Source organism: Mesorhizobium sp. M1A.F.Ca.ET.072.01.1.1 (assembly GCF_004023325.1).
Classification (GTDB): Bacteria; Pseudomonadota; Alphaproteobacteria; order Rhizobiales; family Rhizobiaceae; genus Mesorhizobium.
This window is the reverse complement of the sequence record NZ_RZSF01000450.1, coordinates 1-4,209: the sequence shown is the minus strand read 5'-3', so window position 1 is coordinate 4,209 and position 4,209 is coordinate 1. Positions and strand designations below refer to the sequence as shown.

At 56.9% G+C, this 4,209-nt stretch carries 2 protein-coding genes and 2 pseudogenes; 1 reads left to right on the top strand and 3 read right to left on the bottom strand.

The window, feature by feature from the left end; translation table 11 throughout:
- Positions 1-352 (top strand): annotated as a pseudogene (locus tag EOA32_RS33965) (integrase); the annotation flags it as partial.
- 1,454 nt (positions 353-1,806) lie between these two features.
- On the opposite strand, the gene EOA32_RS40350 reads toward EOA32_RS33965, so the two are convergent.
- The 3 genes and pseudogenes from EOA32_RS40350 to EOA32_RS33955 form a co-directional block, all read right to left on the bottom strand.
- Positions 1,807-2,472, bottom strand: coding sequence for an EAL domain-containing protein (locus EOA32_RS40350; protein ID WP_245454739.1), 666 nt, complete (start codon positions 2,470-2,472; stop codon positions 1,807-1,809).
- Positions 2,466-3,629 (bottom strand): GGDEF domain-containing protein, encoded by a 1,164-nt coding sequence (locus EOA32_RS40345; protein WP_245455339.1) that lies wholly within the window; start codon positions 3,627-3,629, stop codon positions 2,466-2,468. Before EOA32_RS40345 ends, EOA32_RS40350 begins: the two co-directional genes overlap by 7 nt.
- Before the next feature lie 254 nt (positions 3,630-3,883).
- Positions 3,884-4,209, bottom strand: a pseudogene (locus tag EOA32_RS33955) (FAD-dependent hydroxylase); the annotation flags it as partial.

Here is a 4,209-nt window from a genome sequence, read left to right as displayed (position 1 = left end):
CTTGAAGACCGGTCATTCAGCCCGTGACATTCCCTTGGTTGGCGGCGCACTTGCAGCCATCAAGCTCCATCCGGACGGCTTTCCTCGTTATCGCGACAAGGCCGCGTCACTTTCAGCGCTCGTCAACAAGGTGCTCGCCAGCAAGGAACTTCTGCCGACTTCCGAGCATAGTCTTTATAGCCTGCGACACACTTTCGAGGACCGGCTGACGGCAGTTGAGGCGCCGGAGAAGGTAATTGCTTCTCTGATGGGCCACAAATGGATCCGGCCCAAATACGGCGCGGGACCTTCGTTAGCGCAAAAGCGCGAGTGGCTTCAAAAAATCGCTTTTACCCCGCCCGGGCGAATGTGATTGCGGCGCCATCCAGGCCTTGAGAACCAACCTCACGGCTCCAGCTGTCCGAGCCATTTAGGTTGAGCGTGGCCAGCACGCGCTGCGCTCGCTCGCGATTTCCGAGCTTCCGCCGCATTTGTTCGACCTCGTATTCCAGCCTTTCGAAGGTCGGTATATAGGCATCTCCATGCCGGATGACCAAGTAGGCGGCAACAGCTAGACAGCATTCTAGCTCCGTGGCCGATGGATCGGAAAAAGGGGCGACGCCATACCAAGACGAGCAACGCCTCTCGAGGGCTTCCGAACTAGGCAAACGGCCAGCATGTGGCATGGGATACAAACCTATGCCTGATCGACGAACCTAAAGTGCTCACGAAGCTTGACCGGTACGCGGGCCATCGGAGGGTTCTGCCTAAAACCGCCAAAAATTTTGAAACACCCATTCATCCGGCTCGAATTCAAAGGGATCGGCGATTTTTGGGTTATGGCTTGCAAGCATAGTTCAGCCCAGACAAGAACGCCTGATATCTTGTCGTTCACTGTCACCCTGCCAAATATGGTGCCGGTGACAACGGCAGTTTGGCGAGCAGAAGAATTCCCGAGACTGAGACGTTCTACGGCTTGGCCCATGTTCGCGCTCCTCCTCGATTGGAGACAGGATGGGCCATATGGAAGCGAATAAAAGGAGGTTGGTGACGAGTCTCGGTAGTGGAGTAGAAACGGGTGGAAAAGCTTGCGCTATTCGCCGTCGGCGCCGCTAAGCGCATTTGAGAGAAGGGGCAACGATCGCCAAGAGATGACGTCCGATCGCAAGCCGGCTAGAAATGCGACAGTGACGCGCCTTTTTTGGCACGACCTTAGCACCCGATCGGGCCTCAGCTGGTCGTCGTTGCGCAGCCGATCGGGTGCGATTTTTATAAAGCTCTCTTGGCTTTAGCTTTGAGAGCCCGTCATCGAGACAAATGCAAGGGAACGGTCCCGCCCCCTGGGGACATTCGACATGCCGTGGCAGCTTCCTATGGTGAGCCAGCGCATTCCGATACACGTTTTCCGCGCTCTACCGTTGCTCCAGCACCTGTGCTGAGGCTGAGCGCTTGATCAGGACCCGACCGCTGCTGTTGCGGGATGGTGACTGGGTTGAGGTCGCGAAAACCTTGACCGCGGGTACGTTGTTCATCCAGATGAGCGCTGAGCCGAGAAGCAGCCAAGAACGCTTCCCGTAATCGAATCCTACGGGAACCGCGAAACCAGCGTCCAAGGGACGCAATTCTCCGACGTCGTTCACTCAAGCTCATCTCGCAACTTGAACGCTTGTATGAAGCCGCTGCATGTGCGCCGGTGGACCGGATTGCTGCTATCCAAACCACGTGCTCAGTTTCGCCCCCGTAATAACTCTACCGTCCGAAACGGCTTTCGCGCGTCAGGTCCACCCCACATGAAAGTTCCGCGAGCAGCACGGACGGAGAGGCCGGTCACAACTCCTTCGCGTGCTCTTTTACTACCGAATCAAGTGCCAAATGGAGAGGCACTGCCTTAGAGAACAGGAAGCCCTGCGCGGTTCTGCAGCCAAGCTTGTACAGAGTTTGCCGATCTGCCTCTGTTTCAACGCCCTCGGCCATGACCTCGATCCCGAGCGTCCTACCAAGGTCAATCACCGCTTTGACAAGCAGCCGATTCTCCCGGGACTTGGCTAAGCCGCGAATGAAGCCCTGATCTATTTTCACTTTCCTGATCCGACTGTCCTTGAGCGATGCCAACGTCGAAAAACCGGTGCCGAAGTCCTCGAGCGCGATAGAAATGCCAGCATGTGAAAGCTGGCCGAGCTTTTCATCCACTCTGTCCGGATCCACTGGGGCTTCTTCGGTAATCTCGATGTCGAACATCGTTGCAGGGAGGTCTTTTGCCGCCAGACCATTAAGAATCATCTCGTCAATATCGCCAGCTTCCAACTCGCGCGGTGAAACATTCATCGCCACACGAACATCACGACGGTCAGCTTTGACCAAGCCCTCGATAAGAGCGCAACAGTCGGCGAATACCGTTTGAGTTAGCAGCTGAAGCATTCCAGTTTCGCGTGCCGCTGTCATGATCTCGGGCGGAGAAATGGGACCGTGAAGCGGGTGAGACCATCTTAGCAAGGCTTCAAAACCGACGACGCTTCAGTTTCGAGTCTTACGATTGGCTGAAACCAAGCGACCAAGCTTCTCATCGTTATCGCCGAATGAAGATCGCGTTCGATTGACTGGCGGCGTTGCAGTTCCCGGGCTAGCTCGGCACCGAACAGACAAAATTCATTCCTGCCGCGGCGCTTAGCTGTGTAAAGGGCGATGTCGGCCCGCAACAACATTTCCGTCAGTCCGGGGTTTTCAGCCAAGTAGATTCCTATAGACGCTCCAATGCGGACGGATGCGATCCCAGGATAGGGGCGAGCAAGCTTGGCTATGAGATTGGACGCGAGATTGGTGGGAGAAGGAGAATTCTTTCGCGAAGAAAAAACCAGCACGAATTCATCCCCACCGATGCGGGCGAGCGTTGAGCCCTCCGGTGCTTCTTCCTCTATTCGGCGGGCGATCCTGGCAAGCAGCTCGTCACCCGTTCTGTGACCGTAGGTACCGTTGACAGATTTGAACCCGTCCAGATCAATCAGCATGGCCACAAAGGGTCCATCGGTGTTCTCAAACTGATCGATTGCATGTTCGAGGCCCCGCCTGTTGAGGAGCGCGGTAAGATGGTCCTCCCTGGAATTGCGCTCCATTTCCGCGGCAAGCCGCTCGGCTTGATGTCTCAGGCGGCTCGCGTCACGGAAGCGCGCTTGTCCAACGAACGAGGATCGAACCAGGCCGCCCTCGAAAAGCAGGACGGCAAAAGCCAGAATGTAGTTTTCCGGGGCTCCCTTCGTCAGCAAACATGCGGCGGCAATGAGGAGTGGCGGTGTGATGAAGCATATCGCTGCCGCAGCATATGAGCTGCCGTACGTGACCGCGCCAGCTGAAATGCCCGCCAGAATTATTAGATGCAGCGATGCTTGAGACGTCGTGTATCCAGCCGTTAGGATGGCAAGGAATGACCAGGTGAATCCCGCCAGAAGAGCAAGCCTGCCAAACCAGCGAAGCCGCAGCCAAACCCGTGTCAGATCATCCTGGACTCCGGGTTCCTTCAGCTGATGACGGGCGAGTGCAAGGCGGGCGGCATTTATCGCATTAACGACCGAAAACCAGGCCGCGCCAGCAAGACCGTTCCCGGAAAGGGCCTGCACGGTCAAAATCAGCCCGGACAGCACAATGCTTATCGGCATTGAGACGAAAAGGCCTGCCCTCAGATCAGCGAGCTGGTCCTGAAGGATTCTCGCCTCCAGCGGATCTTCTTTTCCAAGGCTGGACGGGTCAGCTTGCTTACTCCTGCTTGTCCGCAGCCTATGCAGCCCCCCTGAAGGACGGGTTAATTCTTCAATCGGAGATCAGCGTCGGGGAGCAGGATTACTCCGGTGCATCATGCACTCTCTCCCATCGCTCGCCCAGCACGCGCAAAAATGCGACTGCTGGTGCAGTATCACCGCTGGAGCTCCGCCGATATCCCATGCCGGACAAGGGGAACATGTTGGGCAAAGCGAAGCCCCAGATGCCTTGCAAGCCGTGCCGCCAGGTGGTCTCTGGAGTAGAGTCCAATCAATATGTTCGTTGCATGGTAGAGCGGCGCCGCCGACAGGCGCAGCCGCCTTTCGTATATATGCAGCATGTCGGGGTCGCCAACATTGCGGCCGTCGCGGCACGCAGTCATGATTCCACGGGCGAGTTGCTTCTGGCTGCTGAGACCGATGTTGAATCCGTGAGCGGTCACCGGGTGCATGCCGATGGCAGCGTCGCCGATGAGTGCGG

Excerpts from the sequence above, each read along its gene's own strand:
- EOA32_RS40345 (WP_245455339.1), bottom strand. The coding sequence starts at position 3,629 with ATGCCGATAAGCATTGTGCTGTCCGGGCTGATTTTGACCGTGCAGGCC.